Below are 25,176 nucleotides of genomic sequence, written 5' to 3' on the forward strand. Positions count from 1 at the left end.
CCGGTGGGGCAATTTGGACTTTCAACATCTGATGCACATTCCATGCACAAGTGATGCGTATGCGAGTGTTAACACGCGGCAACCAGTACGCAGTCCGGTTGCCGCACAGGATGTTAATCCTTCAGGCTTTCTTCGCGCAGGCCATCGGCCAGCAGGTTCAGGCCCAGCACCAGCGACAGAAGCGCAATTGCGGGCGGCAGTGGCGGGTGCACGAAGATCAGCAAGAGCTTGCGGCCTTCGTTGATCGTAGAGCCCCAATCCGGCGATTCCGGTGGCAGGCCCAGACCAAAGAAGCCCAAGGTTCCCAGCAGGATCGTGGTGTAGCCGATGCGCAGACAGAAATCGACGATCAACGGGCCACGCGCGTTGGGCAGGATTTCCCAGAGCATGATGTACCACGCACCCTCACCACGGGTCTGTGCCGCGGCGACATAGTCGCGGGTGCGCAGATCAAGGGCGAGGCCCCGCACGATGCGGAACACAGTGGGCGAATTCACGAAGACCACCGAGACAAAGACCACCAGAATACCCGGCGCGATGTCAAAGAGGTCCACCGCCGGTGGCAGGAAGTTCAGCACCGTACCCGCCTGCGAGATCATCGACAGATAGAGCCAGGCCAGACCGCCCAGCACCAGGATCAGCATCGGTGTCCGTTTGGCCGGTTGTGTGTAGAACCGCGAGTTCAGCAGCACACCGAAGAACACGATCGGGAACACAAAGAGGAAGGCGGCCATGAACGACGGGATGCCGGTCTGCACGATCTCTGGGGTCACCAGCAGGTAGAACAGCAGGATGACCGGGAAGGCGAGGATCAGGTTGGCCAGGAACGACAGGACCGTGTCCAGACGTCCACCATAGAAGCCTGCGGGCAGGCCCAATGTGATCCCGACCATGAAGGCAAAAACGGTCGCCATCGGTGCAATCGCGATCACGATGGTCGAGCCATAGACCATGCGGCTGAAGATATCCCGCGCGAGGTTGTCACCGCCCAAGAGGTAGTGGGGGTAAAGCTCTTCCGAGCCTTCAGGCAGGGCCACACCGGGCAGCTTGTTCTTGAGGCCCGAGATCTGCGAGAGCGGATCATGGGTGGCGATGAGGTCGAAGATGCCCGCGAAGATCGCGGTGTACACCCAGAACATCACCAGACCAAAGCCGATCATGCCGATGACGCTGTCGAAAAGCTTGCCGTAAAGGCCAAGGCGCCGTTTGAACATGATCGAGGCCAGAAAGGTCAGGAACAGGGTGATCCAGACTGGCGCAAATTGCTTGGACATCGCGCCGATGATCCCAGCACTGCCGTAAGGCATGATGACGCCGCCAATGATGTAGATCAGCACGAGGATCAGCGCGGCAAAGAACAGCCATTTGGTCGATTTCTCGACTATGCCAAGCGCGCCGCCACGTTGCATCAGCGTCCCGTCGGGGTTGGATTGCAGGGTCACGGCTGGTGCAAACAAGCTGAGCACGATTTGTGCCACAACGGAGATTGCCAGCAGGATGACCACGATGGTCAGAACGGGGTTCAGAATTGCCCCAAGTGATCCGGTCCAGGTGAGGGTTTCCATGATCAATCCTCCCTTATGAAATGCGAATGCGTGGGTTGAGGAACACATATCCGATGTCGGATATGAGCTGCGTCACCAGCACCACGAAAACAGAGACGATTGAGACACCCAGCAGAAGCTCGATATCGTTGTTGCCTGCGGCCTGTACCAGCGTCCAGCCGAAGCCCTTGTAGTTAAAGAGCGTCTCGACGATCACGACACCGTTCAGCAGCCAGGGGAACTGCAGCATGATGACCGTGAAAGGCGCGATAAGTGCGTTGCGCAGGGCATGGCGGATCACGATCTTGGGGAAGCTGACCCCTTTGAGCCGCGCGGTACGGATATACTGGGCCGTCATGACTTCGGTCATCGACGCCCGCGTCATCCGCGCGATATAGCCCATGCCGTAAAGCGCGATTGTGATCGTGGGGAGAAAGAAGTTCTCGAAGGTCACATTTTCCGTGGCCGACGTGGCCGTGCCTTTGAATGGCACTGCCTCCCAATCAATGAAGGCCTTGGTCGCAAAGGCCGCGATCAGGATCACACCGGACACGTATTCAGGTGTCGCCGTTGATATGATCGAAAAGGTCGATAGGGTTCGGTCGGTGCCGGACCCCTCTCGCATACCCGCAAGCACGCCGATAATCAGCGCGCCCGGGACCATCACCACCATCACCCAGAACATCAACTTGCCGGTCAGGCCCAGTCGGGTCCCGACAATGGTGCTGACTTCATCCTTGAAGACGGTCGAGGTGCCCCAATCGCCCTGAATGATGCCGCAGAAGGATTTGCCGTCTTCGCAGCGGCGGCGCAACTCTCCATCCGAACCTTCAATTTCATAGCCGGGCAATACCCCGAGCCATTGGCCGTATTTGACCGGGAGCGGCTGCATATAGCCGCGGTTGGTCAGATAGCTGTTCACGGCTTCGTCCGACATGCGGAAGTTGCCTTGGGTTTTGGCCAGCTTTTCAAGGTTTGGAAAGAGATTGGTGAGCCAGAAGACGATGAACGTCAGGCACAGCGCCGTCAGGATCATGACCCCGAGGCGGCGTAAAATGAACAGTCCCATAAAGACCCCTGTTGGTCTGCGGCAGGGGCGTTGCCCGGCCATTCACGTGCGCCCGTCGGTATGTCCGTCGTGGCGCGGCTACAGAAGAAAAGGGCCGCACCGGTGTGCGGTGCGGCCCTGATCGTTGGTTTAGGCTGCCACAGCGATCTTGTAGATCTGCGGCAGATACGCGATGTGCATATCCCAGCCCACAAAGCCCGGTTTGGCGTGACGGTAAACCGTGCGCCAGTAAGGCTGAATGGTGACACCTTCGTCGGTCATGATGGCCTGCAATTTGCCCATCACCTCGCGGCGGGCATCGGCATCAGCGATCGAGTTGGCTTCGGCCAGCAGGGCGTCGAATTCCGCGTTCGAGAACGCAGCTTCGTTCCAAGCCTCGCCAGAGCGGTAGGCCAGACCCAGGATCTGGGTGTCGAGCGGACGGTGGTTCCAGTTCGTGGAAGAGAACGGGTACTTGGTCCAGTCGTTCCAGAAGGTCGAACCGGGGATGATGGTCCGCTTGACCTTGAAGCCGGCGTCACGCAGCTGTGCCGCCACCGCATCGGTGGTGTTCTTGCGCCAGTCGTCGTCGATGGAAGAGATTTCCATTTCGAAGTCCTGCATCCCGGCTTCTGTCAGCAGCTCAAGGGCGCGTTCGGGGTTGTATTCAAGCCCCGGCACGTCCGCCCATGCAGGGTGCATCGGACCCACGTGCTGGTTGCGGGCGACCTCACCCTGGTTAGCATAGCCCAGTTCCAGACAGACAGCGTTGTTACAGGCATGTGCAATGGCCTGACGCACGCGCTTGTCGGCGTAGGGCTTCATGCCATCAACTTCGGCTTCCTGGTTGGGACGGATCACGATGGTCGCAGCAGAGGCCACGGCGCTTTCTTCCCAGCCGATGTCTTTGAAGACCTGCACGAAGTCACCAACGGTTTCGTAGGTCATGTCGACCTCGTCCGCCGCAGCGGCAGCAACCCAGGCAGAGGGATCGGTGCCGTAGTCGATGTATTCGATCCGGTCGAGGTAGGCACCTTTGCCAGCCTCGTAGCCCCACCATTCAAAGCCCTCGTTACGGACCAGAACGGCCTTCACGCCAACTTCGTTGCTTTCCAGCACATAAGGACCGGTGCCAACAGCGTCGATGGCGGGGTCTTCGCGGTTGATCGAGCTGTGGTAGACCGCAGCAGGATAGTCAGCCATGCCTGCGATCAGCGTGATGTCGGATGCGGGCAGGTTCAGCGTGACGGTGTGGCTGTCGGTGACAGCAATTGCGCCGTCCAGCGCCTTGTTGGTGTCGGCGTCGATCAGCACAGCAAAGCGGCCGGCCATCGAGTTGCCTTCGGCGTCCTTGTCACACCAGTCGCCGATCACGCGTGCCACGTCTTCGGCGGTGAAGTCGTCGCCATTGTTCCACTTGACGCCTTTGCGGACGTTCAGTGTGTACTGGGTGGCGTCGTCGTTGACTTCCCAGCTTTCCAGCAGCATCGGTTCGAAAGAGCCATCGCTGTTGTATTCCACGAGATATTCCAGCCAGCCAGCAGTAACGAAGGCCATCTGCGTCCAGTCAAAGGCGCGCGGATCTTTGAGTGCACGGACTTCCATCTGCATGCGAACGGTGCCGCCTTGCTGTGCATGTGCGGCCGCCTGGGCCGGTGCGTTCAGGCCGAGCAGACCATAGGCCGCCGCAGAGGTGACCCCCAGTGCTGTCGTGCGCGCCAGGAATTCCCGGCGGCTGAGCTTGCCTGCTTTTGCATCGGCTGCGTAGGTCAATGCTGCCGGGTGAACCGACAGGTTGGTGTGGTGCGTCATACTTATCTCCCTGTGACACATTTCGTTTTTTGGTCGCATCCGGATTTCTTCCGTGCGCGACAACGTGGCGATCCCACCAGGATCAACCACACTATCCCAATGTCGCATTCAGGCATCGTTTTACCCCGTCCGTCAATGCACACATTAGGACAATGAGTTCACGTTTGCGACGGTTGGCATGTCCAAAAGCGACATTTGTCAGACATTTGTCCCTTTGGTCAAAAACGACATCAAGGTCTATGCGCGACGCTGCGCTGCAGCACCGTGCTTGCGAAAATCGGACGGCGTGCGGCCTGCGCGCGCATGAAACGCGCGGCTGAAATAGGCCGGTGAATGAAAGCCCAGATCGCTGGCGATTTGCTGGACAGGTGTGCGGGTTTCGCGCAATAGGATGCAGGCCTCATAGTGGACACGGTCCGTCAAAAGCGCCAGCGCGGACTTGCCACAGGTCTGCTTGCAACACCGGGTCAGGTGGGTTGGTGTGACGCCCAGTTCGGTGGCGTAGTCGCCCACGCGCCGGTCGCTGCGGTAGTCCCGTTCAATGAGGTCGGTATAGGCGGCCACAAGGCGGGCCGCACTTGTATCGCTACGCGCCTCTTGCCCATCATCGCTGCGGGTGTCGAGTTGGCGTTCAAAGAATACCGCCAGCAGGCCCAGGTGGTAGTGCGCGGCCCGGCTGTGGGCGCTGCGGTCCGACTTCAGCTCACGTTCCAGCCCATCCAGCAGCACCAGCAGTTCCTTTTGCGCGCTGACGTCCCGCAGGCGCAGATGCACATGTTCGTCGGGCCATTCAGAGGCCATCGCCCCCGGGATCGTGACCATCTGTCCAAAGACGGTAGGACCAACATCAAAGCCGTACATGGTGTGGGCGGGAATGAAGATCAGGTTGTTGGGGCCGTAGCCACTGGTCAGCCCGGCCACCGTGATCCGCCCATGGCCCTTGCCCACGTAGAGCAGGCGGGGCGAAGCATGGCTGCGCATGGCTTCGGTTCGCCAGCGGCCCATCTGCGGATTTTGGGCAATCGGCGCCAACGCAAGCGCCGTTGCGGTTTTCTCGGTCGGGTGCAGCATGAATCCCCCAGATTGGATTTGTGCAAATCTGGCCTGATAATTGTTCAAAAACAATCAAGAAATCAGGAAACAAACCGTAGCGCTGTGGATAAGTCTGTGGACGGCATGTGGATGTGGTGCCAGTCACGCATCCGCTTGTTGAACCAAGTCCGCTGGCGTTTGGCATATTGGCGGGTGCTGATTGTGGCGGCATCGCGCGCCTGATCGAGGGTCAGGCCGCCTTGCAGATAGGCCACAAGTTCCGGCGCGCCGATGGCCTTGGCGGCAGGCGGCGCGCTGTGCCAGTGGGGCAGGATCGCGCGGACTTCGTCCAGTGCGCCGCCGTCTAGCATCTGGTCAAACCGTTGCGCGATGCGCGGTGTCAGCCAGTCTTTGGGTGCGTCGAGCACGATGGCGGTGGCCTGTGGCAGCGGCAAAAGCGGCGGTGGCGTGTTGTCTTGCCAGTCGGCAAGGCTGCGCCCGGTACTGTTGAGCACCTCCCATGCCCGTTGGACCCGCATCCGGTTTTGCGTGTCGATCCGTGCCAGTGTCTGCGCGTCGAGATCGGCCAACATCTGGGGCAGGCTTCGGGCGTCGGCCATCAACCGGGTTTGGCGGTCGATGGGGGGGATTTCGGCCAGTCCTTCGGTCAGTGCTGTAAAGTAAAGCCCGGTGCCGCCGACGATGATCGGACGTGCACCCGATAGCAGCGGCTTCACCTCGCGCAGCCAAGCGCCGACCGAATAGGGCTGATCGAAGGGGATTTGGCCGTAAAGCGCGTGGCGGGCAGCCGCCAAATCGACATCATCAGGGCGGGCGGTCAGGACGCGAAAGATGTCATAGACCTGCAAGGCATCGGCGTTCACCACAACCCCGCCTTGCATCTGGGCGATGTGCAGCGCCAGACCGGACTTGCCAGAGGCCGTGGGCCCCGCAATCAGCACCGGTTTATCTGGATGAATGTCGATCAGTGACAAAGGGTTACCCGGTGAACGTGATGTTTACTTTGCGCGAATGCGCGCAAGTCCGCGATGCGGCATTGAACTTGGCCCCTTGTTGCGACATTTTGCGCGGGATCGCAAATGCCAAGACCGGGGGCCACCATGACAGACGCATCCAGCACCACCTACAAGCGGGTCATGTTGAAAATCTCGGGCGAGGCGCTGATGGGCGACACCGGGTTCGGCCTGCATCCGCCTACCGTGCAGCGCATCGCGCAAGAGGTGAAGATCGTGCACGACATGGGCGTCGAGATCTGCATGGTCATCGGCGGCGGCAACATCTTTCGCGGGCTGCAAGGGTCCGCACAGGGGATGGAGCGCACAACAGCCGATTATATGGGGATGCTAGCGACGGTGATGAATGCGCTTGCGATGCAGGCGGCCCTGGAAGAACAGGGCATCCATACCCGTGTGATCTCGGCCATTACCATGAACGAAGTGGCAGAGCCTTATATCCGTCGCCGCGCGGTGCGCCACTTGGAAAAAAAGCGCGTGTGCATCTTTGCCGCAGGCACCGGGAACCCGTATTTTACGACCGATACCGCTGCGACCCTGCGCGCCAATGAGATGGCCTGCGAGGCGATCTTGAAGGGCACAAAGGTTGACGGGGTCTATGACAAGGACCCCGCCAAGCACGACGATGCCCAGAGGTTCGACAAGGTCAGCTATGACGAGGTATTGGCCAAGCATCTGGGTGTCATGGACGCCAGCGCCATTGCCCTAGCGCGAGACAATCACCTGCCGATCATCGTCTTTTCGCTGGATGAACCGGGCGGTTTCCGCGGGATTTTGGCGGGCGAGGGCACCTATACCATCGTTGGCGACTAGGCCGTGCGCCCCGACAGGGGGCATTTGGCAACCTTTTCCCCTTGCTTGATGCTGCGCTGCGGCACAGATTGTGATCAAGCAATCAAATGGGGATCACCATGTTCAAATTCTTGTTCGGCCAGAAGGGCACCGTTGAGGCGGTCAAGGAAACGCAGCGCCAGTCAGCGACGCGCGCGCTGGAAGAGCTGAACGCGGTTCTGGCGGGGTTGTCAGATCAGCCGCGCATCACCATCGCGCCCGGTGAGACGACGATCACCATAGAGTGGCCCGACCAAATGCCCGATGAGGCCAAAGCGCTGCCCGCGCCGACCCCGGAAGAGCAAACAGAGGCCCCTGAAGCGCCCGAAACAGACGCAAAAGCGGCGTAAATCCGCGTGTGTCTGACGAAAAACTGCCGAAATCCTGTGGTTTTCCTGACCTATACAAGTCACTGGTTTTCAACTAAGACCAGCAAAAGCAGGGCGAACGCCCGAAACTAGAGCAGATGACATGGCAGACGATTTTATTCTTGATACCGATGACCTTGAGCGTCGGATGGACGGCGCAATCGCCAACCTGCGCACGGAACTTGCGTCCTTGCGGACCGGGCGTGCCTCTGGGTCCATGCTGGAGCCGGTGATGGTGGATGCATACGGTTCGATGACGCCCATTAACCAGGTGGGAACGGTCAATGTGCCAGAACCCCGCATGGTTACGATCAATGTTTGGGATAAGGCCCTTGTAGGCAAGGTGGAAAAGGCGATCCGCGAAAGCGGGCTGGGGATCAATCCGCAGCTGAACGGCACGATCATCATGCTGCCGATCCCAGAATTGAACGAAGAGCGCCGCCGCGATTTGACCAAGGTGGCAGGCGGTTATGCCGAAAGCGCGCGGGTCTCCATCCGCAATCTGCGCCGCGACGGCATGGACCAGATCAAGAAGGCCAAGGCTGACGGGATGTCGGAAGACGACCAAAAATTTTGGGAAGGTGCGGTGCAGGAATTGACCGACACCTATATCAAGACCGTCGACGACACGCTGGAAACCAAACAAGCCGAAATCATGCAGGTTTGACCGCGACACGCGAAACTGTGCGTGTGGCAGTTTCGTATCTTTGGATGATCGGCACACGGGCAGGCGGCGCACATGCCGCAAGAACCGGACAGGAAAGGGGCCATTGATGCCCAAGGACACAAACGACAAGCGCGGCCCGAACCATGTGGCCATCATCATGGATGGCAACGGTCGCTGGGCTACCCAGCGCGGACGGCCCCGGCTGTTTGGCCACCATGCGGGTGCCCGCCGGGTGCGCGAGATCGTCAAGGCCTGTCCCGATGAGGGCGTCAAGTATCTGACAATCTTTGCCTTTTCGACCGAGAACTGGAAGCGGACTCAGGCCGAAGTCGCAGGGCTGATGGCGCTGTTCCGGCGCTATATCGAGCGTGAGGCAAAGGCGCTGTTTGATTCCGGTGTGCGCGTGCGGTTCATTGGCGACCGGATGAAGCTGGACGACAAGCTGGTCGCCCTGATGGACAACTTAGAGCTATATACAAGCGGAAACGATGCCGTACATCTGACCATTGCGCTGAACTATGGTGGCCGGGATGAAGTAACCCGTGCGGCCCAGCGTTTGGCCTTTGAGATTGAGCAGGGCCGTTTGACCCACAAGGATGTGGACGCCGAAACGCTGTCAAAATTCCTTGATACTCACGTTTTGCCTGACCCCGATCTGGTGATCCGCACCAGCGGCGAGGCCCGCATATCCAATTTCCTGCTGTGGCAGTCGGCATATGCGGAATACGAATTTGTCGATACGCTGTGGCCCGACTTTACCGCCGCCGAGTTCAACAAGGTTCTGGCCGGGTATGGCGGGCGTGAGCGTCGGTTTGGGGCCGTGCTGGCCTGACATGACTGACGATCCCACCACCGTCGCACCAGAGCCGGTGCTGCCGCAAAACCCTGCGAAGTGGGAAGACCTGAAGACGCGCGTAATCTCTTCCATCGCGATGATCGCCGTGGGTGCGGTTGGCGTCATCCTGGGTGGTGTCTGGTTCCAGATGCTGGTGGTTTTTGTGACCGCCGTGATGGTCTGGGAATTGTGGATGATGATCGCCGCCGACAAACCCAATCAGGGTGCGGTGCTGGCGGCGGGGGTGGCTTCGGTCCAGTCGGGGCTGCTGTTGGGCACGCCGATTGGGCTGTTGCTGATCTTTCTGGTGCCGATCCTTGGGGCCTGGCGCGTCAAACATGAGCGGATTACGTTCTTTGTCTTTGCATTTGGCATTCAGATCGCAGGCTGGGGGCTGGTGCAATTCCGCGAGGATTACGGGTTCACCTGGATTTTGTGGCTGATGATGGTTGTGGTTGCCACGGATGTCTTTGGCTATCTGGCGGGCCGCACCTTTGGCGGTCCGAAGTTCTGGCCCAAGGTCAGCCCCAAGAAAACTTGGAGCGGGACTGCCGCTGGCTGGGTCGCTGCGGCGGTGGTCGGGCTGATCTTTACCCTCTTCACCAATGCGGGGCTGGCGATTATCCTGATTTCGGCCATCGTGAGCTTTGCCAGCCAGATGGGCGATATTGCGGAAAGCGCGCTGAAACGGCGGATGGGGGTCAAGGATAGCTCTGCCCTGATCCCGGGCCACGGCGGGCTGTTTGACCGGTTTGATGCGCTACTGGGAGCATCACTGTTCATGCTGCTGGTGGCCTATGTATTTGACGTGCCCGGAGTTGCCTTTTGAGGCGGATCAGCATTCTGGGGGCCACGGGATCTGTCGGCCAGAACACCATTGACCTGATCCGGCGCGACCGGGGGGCCTATGACGTGGTGGCGCTTACCGGGGCACGCAACATCGCGCAATTGGCCCATGATGCCAAGGACTTGGGTGCCGAAGTTGCGGTAACGTGTCACCCTGAATTACTGGATGATCTGCGTGCCGCCTTGGCAGGATCGGGGATTGAGGCTGCCGCTGGTGATGCCGCGATTTGTGAGGCGGCAGCGCGGCCTGCGGATTGGATCATGTCCGCGATTGTGGGGGCTGCGGGCCTGCCGCCGGGGCTGGAGGCGCTGAAGCACGGCACCACGCTGGCGCTGGCGAACAAGGAATCGCTGGTCACAGCCGGGCCACTGCTATTGGCGACGGCACGGGCGCATGGAGCCACAATCTTGCCTGTGGACAGTGAACATTCGGCGGTGTTTCAGGGGTTGATCGGCGAGGATATCAATACCGTTGAGCGGATCATCATCACAGCCAGTGGCGGTGCATTCCGGGATTGGCCGCTTGAGAAGCTCAAGACCGCCACGCTGGCAGAGGCGTCATCCCATCCCAATTGGGATATGGGGCAACGGATCACGATCGACAGCGCGTCGATGTTCAACAAGGCGCTGGAGCTGATTGAAACAAAAGAGTTTTTCGGGGTCAGGCCGGATCAGATTGAGGCGCTTGTGCATCCCGAAAGCATGATCCACGCGCTTGTCGGGTTCAATGACGGCGCGCTGATGGCGCATGTCGGGCCGCCTGATATGCGCCATGCGATTGGCTTTGCCCTGCATTGGCCGGAGCGCAAGACCTTGCCTGTGGAAAGGCTTGATCTTGCTGGGATCGGCCAGTTCACCTTCCGCGCACCCGACCTGACCCGCTATCCGGCGTTGCGGTTGGCAGCAGAGGTGATGGACATGGGCGGGCTGTCTGGTGCGGCGTTCAATGCGGCCAAGGAACAGGCGCTGGACGGGTTTATCGCAGGCCAAATCGGGTTTTTGGACATGGCAGAGGTCGTGGAACGGGTTCTCGCCAAAATGTCAGCAGATGATGGGCTGCAAAATGCCCAGATTACGTTAGATAACGTCGCAGACACGGATGCCACAGCGCGCAGGTTGGCGTCAGGCTTTATGCAGGAAATGGGTTGAACCTTTGGACATGACATCGCTGATCCCGTCGCTGGGCGGACCGGTCTTCACCATTGTGGCCTTTGTCGTCGCCTTGCTGGTGATCGTCGCCGTGCACGAATATGGACACTATATCGTGGGGCGTTGGACGGGCATTCATGCGGATGTATTCAGCGTCGGCATGGGCAAAGTACTGTGGAGCCGGGTGGATAAGCGCGGCACGAAATGGCAGCTCGCGGCGATCCCCGCAGGTGGTTACGTCAAGTTTCGCGGCGATGCAAATGCCGCCAGCGTCGGTGGCGATGACGGTGTGCCGGGCTATGATCCACGCACCACGATGATGGGGGCGCCCTTGTGGGCAAGGGCCTTGACCGTGGCGGCAGGGCCGGTTGCGAATTTCATCCTCGCCGCGCTGATCTTTGCGGGTTACCTGATGTACGAGGGCAAGCCGAGCGAAGAACTGGTGCTGGAAAGCACCTATGAAGTCCCTGCGGCGTTTCAGTCAGAGTTGTTGCCGGGTGACCGGATTATCGCCGTGGGCGATGTGGTCTTTGGCGAAGAGGGCGCGAATATTGATACGTTGCCTGACACGCTGCTGCAGGATTACACAATCGTGCGCGACGGGGCCGAGATGGTGGTCAAGGGGCCGCATCCGATCATCAGCCGGGTGGACAGTCTGACACCCCGGTCCGCAGCAGATGATGCAAAGCTGCGGGTTGGCGATTTCATCACGGCGATTGATGGCGAACCGGTCAATGCGTTTCGAGACATCGTGGCCGCCGTCGGTGCCGCAGAGGGCACGCCGATCACATTGGAAGTCTGGCGCGATGGTGAGACCTTTGATGTGGAACTGGCGGCCCGCTATCAGGACGAGCCGCAGGCCGATGGCAGCTATGCGCAGTTCTGGCGGATCGGCATTGGCGGCACGTTCTTTTTTGACCCAGCGACCGACCCGATTGGGCCTTGGGAGGCGTTGAAACTGGGGGTGGACCGATTGTGGTTCACGATCACCATGTCGCTGTCGGGCCTGTGGGAGATCATGACTGGCGGGATTTCGACCTGTAACCTGTCGGGGCCTGTGGGCATTGCGCAGGCGAGCGGGTCGATGGCCGCGCAGGGCGCACAAAGCTATGTGCTGTTTCTGGGCATGTTGTCAGCGGCGGTGGGGCTGTTGAACTTGTTTCCGATCCCTATTCTGGATGGCGGGCATCTGGTGTTTCACGCTTACGAGGCCGTGGCGCGTCGTCGTCCCAGTGACCGTGCGCTTAATTTCCTGATGGTCGGCGGGCTTGCGATTATCGCGGGGTTAATGACCTTTGCGTTGCTCAACGATCTGGTGCTTTGCCCCTGAAGCTGCCCAAATCTGCCACATTCGCGCCGCATTTGACCCCTAGATTTGGGTCATCTGAGGAGTGAGACCATGCAGACTTTGGCACAAGGATATCGCGGGTTCAGCGTTTTGCTGACCCTGAACTGGGATCGCATCATCTATACCGGTGCGCTTGTCGGGGCACTATATGCAGGTGCCTACGTCGGGATGATGTAAGGCCCGCCACAGTCTGGAAATGGTCAAGCGCGCCCCCGCCGGGCGCGTTTCTTCGTTTTGACAACCCGCCTGAGACCCGGTAATTCAGAAGCAACGGGGATCAATAAAAACAGGCGCTGCTCATGACATCGAAAATCAAAGACGCCGCGGTGCGATGGGCGAATGCCTGGGTGCGCGGCTTTGTCGTTCTTTTTCTGACACTTGGGGCGCTTTTGACGGGGCCTGCGCAGGCCCAGAACTTTGCATTCAACAGCGTGATCATCGAGGGCAACAATCGTGTGTCCGATCAGGCGATCCTGACTTTTGCGGGAATCAGTCGCGGTGAGGCCGTGTCAGCGGGAGAATTGAACGCCGCAGGCCAGCGGATCCGCGAAAGCGGGCTGTTTGAGGCAGTGAATATCACGCCGCAGGGTGGCACGCTTCGGATTGAGGTGGTCGAGTTCCCGACGATCAACCGGATTAACATCGAAGGAAACAGCCGTCTGCGCGATGCCGAATTGCTGTCCGTCGTGACAAGCACGCCGCGTCGGGTCTATTCGCCGGCGCAGGCAGAGCGGGATGCCGCCGCGATTGCGCAGATCTATGCATCAGAAGGCCGGATCAACGCCAGTGTCGTGCCGCAGATCATTCGACAGTCCGACAACCGCGTTGATCTGGTTTTTGCGGTCAGCGAATCCGGCGTGACCGAGATTGAGCGGATCAGCTTTATCGGCAATCGCAGCTATTCCGAGCGTCGCTTGCGCGGCGTGCTGGAAACCAAGCAGGCGGGCTTTCTACGGTCCGTCATCAGCCGCGATACGTTCTCGAACGAGCGGATCGGCTTTGACCGGCAGGTGCTGACAGATTTCTACCAATCGCGCGGCTATGCCGATTTTCAGGTGCTGAACGTGGATGTTGCCCTGACCCGCGAACGCGACGCCTATCTTGTGACCTTCAATGTGCAGGAAGGGCAGCAGTTCCGCTTTGGCAATATCACGGTGGTGTCTGAAATCCCCGAGCCGGACGTCGCTGAATTTCAGGCAGCAGTGGCGACGAAGCCCGGGTCGGTCTACAGCCCCAGCCGGGTCGAGAATGACATTGCGCGACTGGAACGTCTGGCGATTCAGCGCGGTCTGAATTTTGTCGCTGTTGATCCGCGCATAACCCGCAATGATCGGGCGCTGACGCTGGATGTCACTTATGCGCTGACCCGTGGACCACGCATTTTTGTGGAGCGGATCGACATTGAAGGCAACAACACCACGCTAGACCGGGTGGTGCGCAACCAGTTCCGCACGGTAGAAGGCGATCCGTTTAACCCGCGTGAAGTGCGGCAAGCGGCAGAGCGTATCCGGGCAATGGGGTTCTTTTCCAACGCCAACGTTGAAGCCCGTGAAGGCAGCACGCCGGATCAGGTGATTGTGGATGTTGATGTGGCAGAGCAGCCGACGGGGTCGCTGTCGTTTGGTGCCAACTACAATTCGGACACCGGGGTCAGCTTGCTGGCGAGCTTCCGCGAGCGAAACTTTCTGGGCCGGGGCCAGTTGCTGAACTTTGAATTGTCGACGGCGGAAACCAACCGTGTCTTCGCGTTTGACTTTGCAGAACCGCAATTCCTGGGCCGCGATCTGCGGTTTGGTCTGGCGATTGATTATCGCACGACCGAGGCTGAGAATGCTGTCTACGACACCGAAGTTTTCCGGTTCAGCCCCTCGCTGGCCTTCCCGATCAGCGAGAACGGTCGTTTGTCGGTCTTCTACGCGGTGGATTACACCAATCTGTCGGGCATTGATGTGACCGACACGACCATCAGCCAGATCATCCGCGAAGAAGTTGAATTGGGTGCGATCACAACGCAATCCATCGGCTATGGTTACAGCTATGACAGCCGCCGCACCGGGTTGAACCCGAATGCAGGCTTTGTCCTGCGCTTTGGGCAGGAGTTCGGGATTGGTGATACGCAGTTCATCAAGACCACGGCGCTGGCCGCAGCAGAGACCAAGGTCTGGAACGAAGAACTGACGCTGCGTGCCACCATCGAAGGTGGATACTTGCAGTACAACGATGGTGACAGCCGTGTGACCGATCGTTTCTTTCTTGGCAGCCGCTTGATGCGTGGCTTTGAAGCGGGTGGTATTGGTCCGCGGGATGCGGCAACAGATGACGCATTGGGCGGCAATGCTTTTGCAGTTGCCCGGCTTGAGGCTGAGTTCCCCATTGGTCTGCCCGAGGAATATGGGATCACCGGTGGTGCTTTCATCGACCACGGTTCTGTCTGGGATGTAGGCAATCTGCGCGGCTTGTCCGAGGCTGACGTGCTATACAACGACTACACGGCGCGCACGATTGCAGGTGTGTCGATCTTCTGGGATACGCCGATTGGCCCGCTACGGTTCAACTTCACCGAACCGGTTGACGTGCAGGATGGTGACAAGACCAAGAACTTTGACGTGACCATTTCGACCACATTCTGATGGGCTGGCGGGGGCTGTTCCTGGTGTTGGGTCTGATGTTGACCCAACCGGCGGCGGCCCAGGAACCGGTCGCTGCCACGGGACCGGGCGCTGCGGTGCTGGTCGTGGATCTGGAACGGATGATCGGTGCATCCGCCTATGCCGACAGTTTGCGCGCAGCCGTTGAAGCACAAGCCGAGGTCTTGGCGATTGAGAACGAACGGATTGTCGCAGACCTGACGGCAGAGGAACGCAGCCTGACCCTGCGCCGGCCAACGATGGACCCACAGGCGTTCCGCGAAGAGGCGGCCGCCTTTGATGCCAAGGTCAACGACATCCGACGCGCGCGCGATGCCAAAGAGGCAGAGGTCAATCAGGCACGGGCCGAGGTTCGGCAACGCTTTATCGAGGAGTCGCGCCCGATTCTGGGTCAGCTTATGATCGAAAAAGGGGCCACCGCCGTAGTTGATAGCCGATCCGTTGTGGTGGTGGTGCGGTCGGCCGATATCACCAATGAGGCGATCCGCCGAATTGATGCCGTGTTGATGCCAGACGCGCCTGTCGCGGATGATGAGTAACGCCGCTTGTGACCACGCGGCGAGATTGCTAACCAGTTCAGACATTTCGAGGAGACGACGATGACCACCCCCGTGACCGAGGCTGATATCCAGTTGATCCAGGCGATCCTGCCGCATCGCTATCCGTTCCTGCTGGTGGATCGGGTGAAAGACATCGACGGCACGTCTTCGGCCACAGGTATCAAGAACGTTACGATGAACGAGCCGCACTTTCAGGGGCATTTTCCCGGCACGCCGATCATGCCGGGTGTCACGATTGTTGAGGCTTTGGCGCAGACCGCTGCGGTGATGGTTGGCGCCACGATGGGCCTGACCGAGGGCAATATGTTGATCTACTTCATGTCGATTGACGGCTGCAAATTCCGCCGCAAGGTGATCCCGGGTGATGTGCTGACGCTGAAGGTTGAAACCTTGCGCGGCAAGCCCGGCGGCAAGGTCTGGAAGTTCAAGGGTCTGGCCGAGGTCGACGGTGAGATGGCCGCCGAGGCCGAGTTCATGGCGATGATGGACCTGCAGGGCTGATGGGCGTTCATCCCTCTGCCGTGATTGAAGAGGGAGCCGTCATTGGTGACGGCTGCACGATTGGCCCGTTCTGCGTGGTTGGGCCAGAAGTGGTGCTGGGCCGGGGTGTGACGTTGAAATCCCATGTGGTGGTGACAGGCGACACCCAAATCGGCGACGAGACCACAGTTTTTGCTTTTGCTGTGTTGGGCGAGGTTCCACAGGACCTCAAATTCAGTGGTGAGAAGACCGCGCTCCGCATTGGTGCGCGCAACCGCATTCGGGAACATGTAACGGTCAATACCGGCACGGCCGCGGGTGGCGGCGTGACCACGGTGGGTGATGATTGCCTTCTGATGGCAGGCTGCCACGTGGCGCATGATGCGCAGGTTGGAAACCGGGTGATTGTGGTCAACAGCTCTGCCGTGGCGGGGCATTGCGTGATTGAGGATGACGTCATCATCGGTGGGTTGTGCGGCATTCACCAATGGGTGCGGATCGGGCAGGGCGCGATCATCGGCGCGCTGTCGATGGTGACGGCGGATGTGGTGCCACATGGCCTTGTTATGGGCCAGCGCGGAGAGTTGGAGGGGCTGAACCTTGTCGGTCTCAAACGGCGCGGCGTGGCGCGCGGCGATATTACGGCCCTGCGTGCGGCGTTCATGACGCTGAAAGAGGGCGAAGGCACAATCCACGACCGGGCGGAACGGCTAAGCGCCGAGACCGAAAGCGACTATGTCCGGCAGATGGTACGCTTTATTCTGGGCGAGAGCGACCGCGGCCTGCTGTCGCCGCGCTGATGCTGGCGCTGATCGCAGGCACGGGCGATCTGCCACAGGCGCTGCTTGAGCGGCTAAAGACACCCCCCTTGGTCTGTGCGCTTTACGGGAACACACCGAAAGTGCGCGCTGATGTCACCTTTCGGATTGAGCATTTGGGCGAGCTGTTGGACGGGCTGCAAGCGCGCGGTGTGACCGAGGTTTGTATGGCAGGTGCCATTCAGCGTCCTGAGATCGACGCCTCTGCTATCAGTGAGGCGACGTTCCCGTTTGTTGAACGCATCCTGCGTGCGTTGCAATCTGGCGATGATGGTGCGCTGCGCGCGGTGATCGGCATTTTTGAGGATGCCGGACTTACCGTCAAAGCAGCCCATGAAATCGCCCCCGATCTGTTGCCGACCGAAGGTGTGCTGACAGAGGTCATGCCTGAAGACTGGCATGCCGCTGATGCAACCGCAGGCGAAACCGCAGTGGCGCAGATGGGTGCGCGGGATGTCGGGCAGGCCTGTGTTGTGCGCGTAGGACAAGTCCGGGCGACCGAGGGGCAGGACGGCACGGCGGCGATGCTGAAGCGATTCCACGAAAGCTTCAAAGAGGATTCAAACGATCACGGGCCGATCATTGCTGTTGCGGATGCGGTGGGTGAGGTCTTGGGCGATGTGGCTGATTGGTTGTCGGGCATTGATGGACCGGCGCCGGTGACAGCAGATGACGGCATTCTGTTCAAAGCGCCGAAGCCCGATCAGGATCGCCGCGCGGACCTTCCGGTGATTGGCCCTGATACGGCGATGCAAGCGGCCGAAGCCGCCCTTGCTGGCATCGTGATTGAGGCGGGCGGTGTGATGGTGCTGGACCTTCCCGGTGTGCTGCAGATCCTGAACGCGCAGAAGATGTTCCTTTGGGTCCGGCCCAAGGGGGGCGGATGAAGGTTTTTGTGATTGCGGGCGAAGCCTCTGGCGACAAGCTGGGCGCGGCGCTGATGGGGGGCTTGCAGTCGCTGACGGATGTGACGTTTGATGGGGTAGGCGGGCCGTTGATGCAGGCGCAAGGCATGGTCAGCCGGTTCCCAATGGATGAGCTGAGCGTGATGGGGTTGGCGGAAATCCTGCCGAAGTATCGCCACCTGAAAGCGCGTGTGAACCAGATGGCGCAGGCAGTGCTGGAGACCCGGCCTGATGTGCTGATTACCATCGACAGCCCCGATTTTGGGCTGCGTGTTGCCAAGCTGGTGAAGGCTGGAAGCAACATCCGCACGGTGCATTACGTGGCCCCGACGGTCTGGGCTTGGCGGGCCGGGCGTGCGGCCAAGATGGCGCAGCATGTGGATCAGGTGCTGGCGCTTTTCCCGTTTGAGCCGCCCTTGATGGAAGCCGTGGGGATGCGGTGTGACTTTGTCGGGCATCCGGTTGTGACCGACCCTGTTGCAAGTGTCGCGGACGCGCAGGCGTTTCGCGACCGGCATAAGATCACCGGACCCCTGGTGCTGGCCTTACCGGGGTCGCGGCGGGGTGAGGTCGCCCGGTTATCGGCGACGTTTGGGGCCGCGCTGAAGCAGTTGTTGTCAGCGGTGCCGGATGCGCAAATCGTCTTGCCTGCCGCCCCTGCGGTGCTGGAATTGGTGCAGCAGATGACGGCGGATTGGCCTCAGGTGCAGATCATCCCGCCCGAGGACAAGGCCGACAAAGCAGCGGCTTTTCGGGCTGCGGATGTGGCGCTGGCGGCATCGGGCACGGTGTCATTGGAACTGGCCGCCAATCAGACGCCGATGGTGATTGCCTATGACATGGCGTGGTTTAGCCGGGTGATCATCAGCCGAATGTTGTTGGTGGATACAGTGACGCTGGTCAATCTGGTCAGCGATACCCGTGTCGTGCCAGAGTACATTGGTCATGACTGCAAGCCCGCACCAATTGCGGCGGCGTTGCAACGGGTGCTGGGCGCGCCAAATGACCAGAACGCCGCGATGGCACTCACGATGGAGCGGTTGGGGCAGGGTGGTGATGCGCCGGGGCTACGCGCGGCGCGGGCTGTCTTGGGCGGGTTTGCGGCCAAACCAGCCGTTTAGGATCAGCAAGCCGAGGGCCAGCAGCACAAAGCCTGCGTAGGCCTGCCAGTGCAATTCTTCGCCCAACACCACCGCGCCCAAAATGATCGCGACGGGCGCGATGGTCAGCGTGCAAAGGGCGACATTGCCCGCGCCCGCGATCTTGAGTACGTGGTAATAGACCAGATAGGCCACGGCGGTGGCGAAGATCGCGTAGTACCCAACGGCGAGCCATGTGGCGGTAGACAGGTTCAGACTGATCGGTCCCTCGATAATCCAGGCTGCCGGGATCATCACGAGGCTCGATCCGGTCAACATGCCCGCCGCTGCGAGTTGAGGTTTGAGGTCGGATAGCTTTTTGCGTGCCCAGACACCGGCCAGCGCATAGGACATGGTGCCGCCGATAACGGCCAGTTGCCCAAGAGAACGCAGATCAAGCTGGGTAAGCGATGACAGGCCGATCGCGGTCGCCACACCGAAAAAGCCAAGCAGCACGCCGATGATCCGGCGGGTGGTCAGTCGCTCATCCGCAAAGAAGATCGCGGCGGCCAGCACGCCAAAGATTGCGGTGGCAGCGTTCAGAATGGAGGTCAGGCCAGATTCGATGTGCAACTGCCCCCATGCCATCAGGCAGAATGGGATCGCATTGGCAAGCATACCCATCACCAGAAACGCGCCCCATGTGCGCGGATCGCGGGGGATTTCCAAGCGGCGGATCAGGACATAGCCCCAAAGGATCAGCGCCGCCCAGCCAACGCGGTGCGCCACAGACGTCAGGAATCCGATTTCATTCAGCGCGATCCGAACTGCAAGGAACGATCCACCCCACAAGAACGACAAAAGGGCCAGTTCGGCCCATGCAAAAGGGGTGATGGTTTTCTGGACGGTGCTCATGCCGGCACATGATCCGGTTGGTGGCATGAACTCAACCCGGAAAATGCGAAAAGGCCCCGGTGTTTTGACCGGGGCCTTTCAGACGTGTTGTAACCGGCTACGGCTTAGAAGCTGAAGCCGACCGAGAGGCCAACGCCAAGCGCCGAGTTGTCGGTGAAGGCGGTGCCAGATCCGTCAGTTGCGTCGCCCAGCATCACATATTCGACGCCGCCGGTCAGCTTGACGTTGTCCATTGTGTAAGTGCCGCCGATACCGATGGCAGTTGATCCATCGGTCGGTGCCAGACGCGATGCGACATCGCCGGATGCATCTTCGTAAGTGACGCGACCAAAGACCGACAGGTTGTCGTTCAGGCGACGGCCAACACCAATGCGGTATGTCGTGACATCGCTGTCGATACCGGTGACACGGTCACCGCCGGTCAGTGTTTCGTAACCAGCGGGGCGGACTTCCCAAACGGACCACTCCGACCAGCGGATGGAGCCGAAGACGAGTGTGTCAGCGGCGACGCCGGTTTGGAAATCAAGCGTAACAGCCTGTGGGATTTCGATGGTCGTCGTTGTGCCCGGAGTGATTGGCGCGCCGTTGACCAGCTCGGTTGTCGCGAACTCGTGGCTGACGCCACTTTCATATGTCAAAGCAACGCGCAGCGCGATGTCGGGACGCTCGTAAGCGACACCTGCGATGTAACCCGTCTGACGATCAGCAGCGGCCTCTGCATTGTAGACGGCTGTGGCCGACAACGGGATCTGGATTGTCGCTTCGGATTCGACCGAACGTGCACCACCGTAGACCGAGACGTTTTCGTTGATCTGGTACTTCAGAACGACAGCGATCTGGCTGCTCTTCCATTCCGCCTCGAGACCCGTATAGGCACCGGCCGTATATTCCGCGTCCGCGCCATAGGGCTGGTTCAGGAAGAGGCCCACGTCGATCTGATCGTTGACGGCGTATTTGAATGCAACTCCAACGGAAGTGAAATCATTCGCCATGTTTTCAGTGCTGGGGCCAAACGCGCTCAGCGGTGCTGCATAGTCGCCCGAAATGTCGGGCGTGACTTTGGAAAACGACAGTTCGACATAGTTGCCGTCTTCGAACAGGACCGAAAACGGATTGCCGTTGCGGTCGATGCCACCAGCCGTTGCGACGGTGGTGGTCAGCATCAGGGCTGCCCCTGTGGTGAGAATATTCTTCATGTCTCCATCCCTGTCATGAAAGATTGTTGCTGATCTGACCCTATGGACCACGAAGTGATTCCGTCAAATCGTGACGCCGCGTCAGACTGGATTGATGCGGGTCTGTGACCGGAAAACCCCGCGAAATTAGCGTTTTACCGGCTGCCCCAGGGTCAAGTTGATGTAGTTTCCGCCAAAAATCAGCACCGCCCCAAGCAAAAGCCAGGGGTCTAACGGCTCTGCGTAGATCAAGACGCCCACGGCTGTGATCACCGGCAGGCGGACAAAATCAATGGGCATGACCACCGGAGCCGGGGCCAAAGAAAGGGCCGTGGTCAGGCAAAAATGCGCAAAAAGGCCCGTACAGCCGATGAGGATCAACCATGGCACGGCCTGTGTCGAAGGGATGGCGATATCGCCGTCAATGCCCGCAGCGATCACGCCAAAGACCGCCTGCATGGTTGTCAGATAAAAGAGGATGCAGGTGATCGTCTCGGTGCGGGTCAATTTGCGTGTAAAAAGCGCGCTGAGCGCAAAGCCGACAGCGGCTGCTGCTGCGGCGAAGACCCCGGGCGACATTGGTGCGGCGCCGGGGCGGGTGACAACAAGTATGCCCAGAAAGGCCACCATCGCACCAATCATGCCAATTCGCGTAATGCGCTCGCCCAGGATCAGCGGGGCCAACAGGATCGCCCAGATCGGTGTTGTGAATTCCAAAGCGAAGACCTGTGCCAGTGGCAAGACGGTGATGGCGTAGAACCACAGGTTCTGGCCCACAAAATGCGACAGGTTGCGGATACCATGTAGGCCCAGATGGCGGCGGTTGATCTGCGGCAACGTTCCGGCAGTTTTTGCAACTGCAACAACAATGACGATGCCCAAAAGGCTGCGAAACAGCATGATTTCAAAGGTATCAAGCTCAAAGCTCACCTCGCGTCCGGCGATTGCCATGGCAGTGAACGAGGCGATGGCACCAATCATCCAGATGCAGGCCTTGAAGGTGTCGCTCACGCGTCATCCTCGCAGGTGCCCACTAGCAGGATCGGGGTTTCGCCGCGTTGGGTCAGGATACGGATGGGTTGTGGGTCGGCGGGGGCCTCGAGGATCACAATCGCGCTGTCGCGTGGCGCGATCAGCGTCATGGCGCGCGGCCAGTCTTGCCCGTCGGGTGTCGACATTTGCGGGATGGTCATGTCGCTGGCGCGGTCGAGAAAGGTGAACGTGGCGCTGTGATCGCCAAGAGTAAGAGACCACGCCGGATCCTCCCCTTGGCAGGTCAAGGCGGCTGCCCCGTGAGGCAGGCAAGCCAGAATGACAAATGCGCGGTATGTCGACATGGGCGCAGGCAAGTCCGTTTTGACCAGAAGGTCAATGGCAAAGCGGCCTATTCGATGGGCACTAGCGCACCGCCCAATGTGGCAAACCAGATCCCGGTTTCGCGTCCTGTCATCAGGTCCACGGCCAGTTCCTTGGGCATCTGGCGGCTGGCATCAAAGGCAATGAGGTTGCGGCAGTCATGTTCGCACCCCGGCAAGACCTCGTTGATCATGTAAACCGCATATCCATGCCCCTTGAGCCAGGTCACCAACGATGTCGCATCATCCGCCGAAATGTGCTGTTCAAAAAGGATGACAGGCTTGTCGCGCGCGATGATGTCCTTTGCGCCTTGCAATACCTTCGCTTCGAAGCCTTCGACATCGACATGAATCAACGAGATTGATTGAGCGTCGGAATCCATCACCACATCATCGAGCGTGCGCGAGATCAGCGAGGTCGCTGATTGCGCTTCGGTCTCATTAAAGGCGGTGTGGTCGAGTGTGCCTTCGAAATCGAGGACCATGCCCGACTTTTCCGCGCAAACCGCCTCGACCCAGTTGATGTTTGTGACGCCGTTGAGGCCCGCCAGCCGTTGTCCAAATGCCAAATTCTTTGCCGACGGATCAATGGCGTGAACGGTTCCGCCATCTTTGAGCAAGCTGGCCCAAACCAAAGCGTTGTCGGACAGCCAGCAGCCGATGTCGATGATGGATTTCGTAGGGTCTAGGTAGCCCTGTCCGAAGAGGTCATAAATTGTGCGGCGCAGCAGCGTTTCTTTGAAGGGGCGGCGTGAAAAGTCGTAGACCTGATCAATCAAAACACCGTCGCCACGTGTGATGTCAGCGGTGGAAATCGGTGGCACACTGATGACCTTGCCGCCTTCGTTCGGAAAGGTCACGCGGTAGTTCAGCGCCTTGAGGGCCTGTACGCGTTGGAGCCTACGGCGAAAAAGCCGCGTTTCGAGGTAGGCACGACGCGGCGCGATCCGCATCGTTTGGGCAAGCCCTTTTTCTTTGATCTTGTCTAACAGTCCCGACATACTTTTTATCCAAAATACAACACAATACGGCACACGATAGCGCATCATGCATATTTGCGCATCATCCGAAATTCTGAAGACTGTTCGGTGTGGTCGGTCGTCAGCTGACCGCTATTCCCACTCGATCGTGCCGGGCGGCTTGCTTGTGATGTCGTAGGTCACGCGGTTGATGCCAGGGACTTCGTTGATGATGCGGGTGGCGGTTTCACCAAGGAATTCGTGGCTGAAAGGGTAGTAGTCCGCTGTCATGCCGTCGACCGAGGTAACTGCGCGCAGGGCGCAGGCAAAGTCATAGGTGCGGCCGTCGCCCATGACGCCGACAGTGCGGACAGGAAGGATGGCCACGAAGGCCTGCCAGATTTCATCGTAAAGTCCGTGTTTGCGGATCTGGTCAATGTAAACGGCATCGGCCTTGCGCAAAATGTCGAGCTTTTCGCGCGTGATCTCGCCCGGGCAACGGATAGCAAGGCCGGGACCAGGAAAGGGATGGCGCCCAATGAAACTGGGCGGCAGGCCAAGTTCGGTGCCAAGCGCGCGCACCTCGTCCTTGAACAGTTCGCGCAGGGGTTCGACCAGTTTGAGGCCCATCTTTTCGGGTAGGCCACCGACGTTGTGGTGCGACTTGATCGTAACTGAAGGACCACCAGAGAAACTGACGGACTCGATGACATCCGGGTAAAGCGTGCCTTGGGCCAGAAACTCTGCCCCGTCGATCTGGTTGGCGTGCTTTTGGAACACGTCGATGAACAAACGACCGATGATTTTTCGCTTTGTTTCCGGGTCACTTACGCCGTCAAGCTCACCCAAAAACAGCTCTTGTTCGTCGGCGTGAATGAGCGGCATGTTGTAGTGGTCGCGGAACATGGTCACAACCTCTTCGGCCTCACCCTGACGCAGCAGGCCGTGATCGACGAAGACACACGTCAGCTGGTCGCCGATGGCCTCATGGATCAGGACGGCGGCCACGGACGAATCGACGCCGCCCGAGAGCCCGCAGATCACCTGCTTGTCGCCAACCTGCTCGCGGATCGCGGCAATCGCCTGTTCGCGGTAAGCGCCCATTGTCCAATCGCCCGAGAAGCCGGCGATGCGCACGAAGTTTTCATACAGCATCGCGCCGTTTGGGGTGTGGTGCACCTCTGGGTGGAATTGCACGGCATAGAAGTTGCGTGCCGTATCAGCGGTGATCGCATAAGGCGCGTTGGGTGAGGTGCCGTAGACCGCAAAGCCGGGGGCAAGGCGCGCGACGTGGTCGCCGTGGCTCATCCAGACTTGTTCTTTTTCGTCGGCAAACCAACCCTTTAGCAGCGAAAGCTCACCTTCAGGGGCGACAAAGGCGCGGCCAAATTCCGCCGTGCCGCCGCCGCCTGATATCTTGCCACCGTGCACTTCGCCGCCGAGGTCCTGCATCATCACCTGTTGACCGTAGCAGATACCAAGGATTGGCACGCCCATGTCATAGGCGGCCTGAGGCGGGCGTGGGGATCCTGCACGAGTCACGCTGTCGGGGCCACCTGAGAATATCATCGCCTTGGGGGCGAAATCAGTCAGAAACGCATCGGTGACGTTCTGATAGGGGTGGATTTCGCAATAGACGTTCAATTCTCGCAGGCGGCGCGCAATCAGCTGCGTAACCTGAGAGCCGAAGTCGATGATCAAAAGGCGTTCGTGCGTCGTGTTTTCCATGCCGCTTCGTATGTCGGACGGCGCGGCTTCGCAAGATGTC

At 59.6% G+C, this 25,176-nt stretch carries 25 protein-coding genes; 14 read left to right on the top strand and 11 right to left on the bottom strand.

Annotation, left to right across the window (positions count from 1 at the left end; translation table 11 throughout):
* Positions 1-113 precede the first annotated feature (113 nt).
* The 5 genes from AB3Y40_RS07045 to miaA all read right to left on the bottom strand — a co-directional run bounded on the left by AB3Y40_RS07045 (position 114) and on the right by miaA (position 6,431).
* On the bottom strand, positions 114-1,565 hold the full coding sequence (locus AB3Y40_RS07045) for an ABC transporter permease (RefSeq protein ID WP_369438085.1): 1,452 nt from the start codon (positions 1,563-1,565) through the stop codon (positions 114-116).
* 13 nt (positions 1,566-1,578) lie between these two features.
* Positions 1,579-2,613, bottom strand: a complete 1,035-nt coding sequence (locus tag AB3Y40_RS07050; protein ID WP_369438086.1) for an ABC transporter permease — start codon at positions 2,611-2,613, stop codon at positions 1,579-1,581.
* A 129-nt stretch (positions 2,614-2,742) separates the two neighbouring features.
* A complete protein-coding gene (locus tag AB3Y40_RS07055) occupies positions 2,743-4,404 on the bottom strand; it encodes an ABC transporter substrate-binding protein (protein WP_369438087.1) in 1,662 nt (553 codons plus the stop codon).
* 237 nt (positions 4,405-4,641) lie between these two features.
* Complete coding sequence (locus AB3Y40_RS07060) at positions 4,642-5,475, bottom strand: helix-turn-helix domain-containing protein (RefSeq protein WP_369438088.1); 834 nt, start codon at positions 5,473-5,475, stop codon at positions 4,642-4,644.
* Positions 5,476-5,537: 62 nt separating this feature from the next.
* A complete protein-coding gene (miaA, locus tag AB3Y40_RS07065) occupies positions 5,538-6,431 on the bottom strand; it encodes a tRNA (adenosine(37)-N6)-dimethylallyltransferase MiaA (protein ID WP_369438089.1) in 894 nt (297 codons plus the stop codon).
* Positions 6,432-6,557: 126 nt separating this feature from the next.
* Here miaA and pyrH point away from each other — a divergent pair, with 126 nt between their 5' ends.
* From pyrH to lpxB, 14 genes are all read left to right on the top strand, one after another.
* Complete coding sequence (gene pyrH / locus AB3Y40_RS07070) at positions 6,558-7,283, top strand: UMP kinase (protein WP_369438090.1); 726 nt, start codon at positions 6,558-6,560, stop codon at positions 7,281-7,283.
* Positions 7,284-7,381: 98 nt separating this feature from the next.
* Complete coding sequence (locus AB3Y40_RS07075; protein ID WP_369438091.1) at positions 7,382-7,651, top strand: hypothetical protein; 270 nt, start codon at positions 7,382-7,384, stop codon at positions 7,649-7,651.
* Between the two features lie 121 nt (positions 7,652-7,772).
* Positions 7,773-8,336: a ribosome recycling factor gene (gene frr / locus AB3Y40_RS07080; RefSeq protein ID WP_369438092.1), complete on the top strand. Its 564-nt coding sequence runs from the start codon at positions 7,773-7,775 to the stop codon at positions 8,334-8,336.
* A 106-nt stretch (positions 8,337-8,442) separates the two neighbouring features.
* Positions 8,443-9,168: a polyprenyl diphosphate synthase gene (gene uppS, locus AB3Y40_RS07085; protein WP_369438093.1), complete on the top strand. Its 726-nt coding sequence runs from the start codon at positions 8,443-8,445 to the stop codon at positions 9,166-9,168.
* Between the two features lies 1 nt (position 9,169).
* Positions 9,170-10,000, top strand: coding sequence for a phosphatidate cytidylyltransferase (locus AB3Y40_RS07090; protein ID WP_369438094.1), 831 nt, complete (start codon positions 9,170-9,172; stop codon positions 9,998-10,000).
* Positions 9,997-11,166, top strand: coding sequence for a 1-deoxy-D-xylulose-5-phosphate reductoisomerase (dxr, locus tag AB3Y40_RS07095; RefSeq protein ID WP_369438095.1), 1,170 nt, complete (start codon positions 9,997-9,999; stop codon positions 11,164-11,166). Before AB3Y40_RS07090 ends, dxr begins: the two co-directional genes overlap by 4 nt.
* A 10-nt stretch (positions 11,167-11,176) precedes the next feature.
* Complete coding sequence (gene rseP / locus AB3Y40_RS07100) at positions 11,177-12,496, top strand: RIP metalloprotease RseP (protein ID WP_369438096.1); 1,320 nt, start codon at positions 11,177-11,179, stop codon at positions 12,494-12,496.
* 69 nt (positions 12,497-12,565) lie between these two features.
* Positions 12,566-12,691 (top strand): hypothetical protein, encoded by a 126-nt coding sequence (locus tag AB3Y40_RS07105; protein WP_369438097.1) that lies wholly within the window; start codon positions 12,566-12,568, stop codon positions 12,689-12,691.
* 122 nt (positions 12,692-12,813) lie between these two features.
* Entirely contained in the window at positions 12,814-15,144 is a 2,331-nt protein-coding gene (gene bamA, locus AB3Y40_RS07110; protein ID WP_369438098.1) for an outer membrane protein assembly factor BamA, read from the top strand.
* Positions 15,144-15,701, top strand: coding sequence for an OmpH/Skp family outer membrane protein (locus tag AB3Y40_RS07115; protein WP_369438099.1), 558 nt, complete (start codon positions 15,144-15,146; stop codon positions 15,699-15,701). Before bamA ends, AB3Y40_RS07115 begins: the two co-directional genes overlap by 1 nt.
* Positions 15,702-15,761: 60 nt before the next feature.
* Positions 15,762-16,223 (top strand): 3-hydroxyacyl-ACP dehydratase FabZ, encoded by a 462-nt coding sequence (gene fabZ / locus AB3Y40_RS07120; protein WP_369438100.1) that lies wholly within the window; start codon positions 15,762-15,764, stop codon positions 16,221-16,223.
* Complete coding sequence (gene lpxA / locus AB3Y40_RS07125) at positions 16,220-17,002, top strand: acyl-ACP--UDP-N-acetylglucosamine O-acyltransferase (protein WP_369439619.1); 783 nt, start codon at positions 16,220-16,222, stop codon at positions 17,000-17,002. Before fabZ ends, lpxA begins: the two co-directional genes overlap by 4 nt.
* A complete protein-coding gene (locus tag AB3Y40_RS07130) occupies positions 17,002-17,907 on the top strand; it encodes an LpxI family protein (protein ID WP_369438101.1) in 906 nt (301 codons plus the stop codon). The genes lpxA and AB3Y40_RS07130 overlap by 1 nt, the downstream gene beginning before the upstream one ends.
* Positions 17,904-19,046: a lipid-A-disaccharide synthase gene (lpxB, locus tag AB3Y40_RS07135; RefSeq protein ID WP_369438102.1), complete on the top strand. Its 1,143-nt coding sequence runs from the start codon at positions 17,904-17,906 to the stop codon at positions 19,044-19,046. Before AB3Y40_RS07130 ends, lpxB begins: the two co-directional genes overlap by 4 nt.
* Here lpxB and AB3Y40_RS07140 read toward each other — a convergent pair.
* The 6 genes from AB3Y40_RS07140 to guaA form a co-directional block, all read right to left on the bottom strand.
* Entirely contained in the window at positions 18,993-19,919 is a 927-nt protein-coding gene (locus AB3Y40_RS07140) for a DMT family transporter (RefSeq protein ID WP_369438103.1), read from the bottom strand. The genes lpxB and AB3Y40_RS07140 overlap by 54 nt on opposite strands.
* 104 nt (positions 19,920-20,023) lie before the next feature.
* Complete coding sequence (locus AB3Y40_RS07145) at positions 20,024-21,115, bottom strand: OmpP1/FadL family transporter (RefSeq protein WP_369438104.1); 1,092 nt, start codon at positions 21,113-21,115, stop codon at positions 20,024-20,026.
* A gap of 126 nt (positions 21,116-21,241) precedes the next feature.
* Entirely contained in the window at positions 21,242-22,105 is an 864-nt protein-coding gene (locus tag AB3Y40_RS07150; protein WP_369438105.1) for a DMT family transporter, read from the bottom strand.
* Positions 22,102-22,431, bottom strand: a complete 330-nt coding sequence (locus AB3Y40_RS07155; protein ID WP_369438106.1) for a hypothetical protein — start codon at positions 22,429-22,431, stop codon at positions 22,102-22,104. Before AB3Y40_RS07155 ends, AB3Y40_RS07150 begins: the two co-directional genes overlap by 4 nt.
* Before the next feature lie 47 nt (positions 22,432-22,478).
* On the bottom strand, positions 22,479-23,450 hold the full coding sequence (locus AB3Y40_RS07160) for an FkbM family methyltransferase (RefSeq protein WP_369438107.1): 972 nt from the start codon (positions 23,448-23,450) through the stop codon (positions 22,479-22,481).
* A 111-nt stretch (positions 23,451-23,561) separates the two neighbouring features.
* A complete protein-coding gene (gene guaA, locus AB3Y40_RS07165; RefSeq protein ID WP_369438108.1) occupies positions 23,562-25,136 on the bottom strand; it encodes a glutamine-hydrolyzing GMP synthase in 1,575 nt (524 codons plus the stop codon).
* Between the last annotated feature and the right edge of the window lie 40 nt (positions 25,137-25,176).

This window comes from Yoonia sp. R2331 (genome assembly GCF_041103235.1).
GTDB lineage: Bacteria > Pseudomonadota > Alphaproteobacteria > Rhodobacterales > Rhodobacteraceae > CANMYO01.

What these genes read in the sequence shown, in the direction of transcription:
- AB3Y40_RS07155 (WP_369438106.1), bottom strand. Translation starts at nt 22,431, where the DNA reads ATGTCGACATACCGCGCATTTGTCATTCTGGCTTGCCTGCCTCACGGG.
- bamA (WP_369438098.1), top strand. Translation starts at nt 12,814, where the DNA reads ATGACATCGAAAATCAAAGACGCCGCGGTGCGATGGGCGAATGCCTGG.
- pyrH (WP_369438090.1), top strand. Translation starts at nt 6,558, where the DNA reads ATGACAGACGCATCCAGCACCACCTACAAGCGGGTCATGTTGAAAATC.
- AB3Y40_RS07060 (WP_369438088.1), bottom strand. Translation starts at nt 5,475, where the DNA reads ATGCTGCACCCGACCGAGAAAACCGCAACGGCGCTTGCGTTGGCGCCG.
- frr (WP_369438092.1), top strand. Translation starts at nt 7,773, where the DNA reads ATGGCAGACGATTTTATTCTTGATACCGATGACCTTGAGCGTCGGATG.
- AB3Y40_RS07130 (WP_369438101.1), top strand. Translation starts at nt 17,002, where the DNA reads ATGCTGGCGCTGATCGCAGGCACGGGCGATCTGCCACAGGCGCTGCTT.
- AB3Y40_RS07055 (WP_369438087.1), bottom strand. Translation starts at nt 4,404, where the DNA reads ATGACGCACCACACCAACCTGTCGGTTCACCCGGCAGCATTGACCTAC.
- AB3Y40_RS07105 (WP_369438097.1), top strand. Translation starts at nt 12,566, where the DNA reads ATGCAGACTTTGGCACAAGGATATCGCGGGTTCAGCGTTTTGCTGACC.
- fabZ (WP_369438100.1), top strand. Translation starts at nt 15,762, where the DNA reads ATGACCACCCCCGTGACCGAGGCTGATATCCAGTTGATCCAGGCGATC.
- lpxB (WP_369438102.1), top strand. Translation starts at nt 17,904, where the DNA reads ATGAAGGTTTTTGTGATTGCGGGCGAAGCCTCTGGCGACAAGCTGGGC.
- AB3Y40_RS07115 (WP_369438099.1), top strand. Translation starts at nt 15,144, where the DNA reads ATGGGCTGGCGGGGGCTGTTCCTGGTGTTGGGTCTGATGTTGACCCAA.
- uppS (WP_369438093.1), top strand. Translation starts at nt 8,443, where the DNA reads ATGCCCAAGGACACAAACGACAAGCGCGGCCCGAACCATGTGGCCATC.
- guaA (WP_369438108.1), bottom strand. Translation starts at nt 25,136, where the DNA reads ATGGAAAACACGACGCACGAACGCCTTTTGATCATCGACTTCGGCTCT.
- AB3Y40_RS07090 (WP_369438094.1), top strand. Translation starts at nt 9,170, where the DNA reads ATGACTGACGATCCCACCACCGTCGCACCAGAGCCGGTGCTGCCGCAA.
- AB3Y40_RS07140 (WP_369438103.1), bottom strand. Translation starts at nt 19,919, where the DNA reads ATGAGCACCGTCCAGAAAACCATCACCCCTTTTGCATGGGCCGAACTG.
- rseP (WP_369438096.1), top strand. Translation starts at nt 11,177, where the DNA reads ATGACATCGCTGATCCCGTCGCTGGGCGGACCGGTCTTCACCATTGTG.
- AB3Y40_RS07050 (WP_369438086.1), bottom strand. Translation starts at nt 2,613, where the DNA reads ATGGGACTGTTCATTTTACGCCGCCTCGGGGTCATGATCCTGACGGCG.
- AB3Y40_RS07145 (WP_369438104.1), bottom strand. Translation starts at nt 21,115, where the DNA reads ATGAAGAATATTCTCACCACAGGGGCAGCCCTGATGCTGACCACCACC.
- AB3Y40_RS07075 (WP_369438091.1), top strand. Translation starts at nt 7,382, where the DNA reads ATGTTCAAATTCTTGTTCGGCCAGAAGGGCACCGTTGAGGCGGTCAAG.
- AB3Y40_RS07045 (WP_369438085.1), bottom strand. Translation starts at nt 1,565, where the DNA reads ATGGAAACCCTCACCTGGACCGGATCACTTGGGGCAATTCTGAACCCC.
- AB3Y40_RS07160 (WP_369438107.1), bottom strand. Translation starts at nt 23,450, where the DNA reads ATGTCGGGACTGTTAGACAAGATCAAAGAAAAAGGGCTTGCCCAAACG.